1 pseudogene is annotated in these 1,212 nt (G+C 34.4%); it reads left to right on the forward strand.

Annotated features, from left to right (window positions below):
- Positions 1-1,212 (forward strand): annotated as a pseudogene (locus tag GWR14_RS23695) (DUF6443 domain-containing protein); the annotation flags it as partial.

Below are 1,212 nucleotides of genomic sequence, written 5' to 3' on the forward strand. Positions count from 1 at the left end.
AACACCATCAATGGAACTACAGTATATTACAGCAACTCAGCTTTTCCAAACCCAACTGATATTAATCTGTTCACGATCAATTATTATGATGATTATGACTTTGATTTAAGCGGAGGTGCTTCAACAGCATCCTATAACGTTACACCAATTACCAATGCCAAGGGGCTTAGTACAGGAAGCAAAATCCGTGTCTTAGGAACGACTAGCTGGATCACTAACCTAACTTATTATGATGCTAAAAGCAGACCAATTTATAACTACAGTAAAAACGATTATCTGGGCACAACCAGCACGGCAAAAAGCCAATTCGATTTTATTGGCCAAATCTTGAGAACTACATCTACACATCTGAGAAACGGAATTACAACTTCAATAGAAGATATTTTTATGTATGATCACGCAGGAAGACTTACTGACCATACACAAACCATAAATGGAGGCAATATGGAAATTATTGTAGCCAATACCTATGACGAGCTGGGACAATTAATCAGCAAAAAAGTGGGTGGTAAAACCCCTCAGGGATTACAAAAAGTAGATTACGCCTATACTATCCGTGGATGGCTTAAAAGCATCAACGACCCCAATAATCTGAGTCCGGATAATGATTTATTTGGTTTTGGATTATATTATAATACTATAGTTAATCCATCACTTGCTTCCTATTATCAAAACAAACCTTTATACAATGGCAATATCAGCAGCACTTCATGGAAATCAAACAGCCTTAGTCCTGCTTTAAAACAATACAACTATACTTATGATGCCTTAAATAGATTTAAAGGAGCTAATTATATCGAAAATAATGTATTCAATGATAAATTTAATGAAAGTATTTCAGAATACGACCGTAATGGAAATATTATGCGATTATTCCGTAATATGCCAAATCTTAGCGGAATTTATACGTATGACAATATTGATCAGCTGGCCTATACGTATGACAAAGGCAACAGATTAATCAAGGTTGATGATAATGCATCATATTCATATGCCAATGAAGGTTTTAAAGATTTAAATAAGGGAAGCGATGATTACAGTTACGATGACAATGGAAATATGACTGTCGATAAAAACAAAGCAATCACAAACATTATCTACAACCATCTCAATCTGCCTTCTAAAATACTATTTTTTGATACCAGAAAAAGTATAGAGTATATATACGATGCTGCTGGTGTAAAACAGAGTAAAAAAGTTATAAATTCGGGC

It is taken from the genome of Flavobacterium ajazii (assembly GCF_010614725.1).
Taxonomy (GTDB): Bacteria; Bacteroidota; Bacteroidia; order Flavobacteriales; family Flavobacteriaceae; genus Flavobacterium; species Flavobacterium ajazii.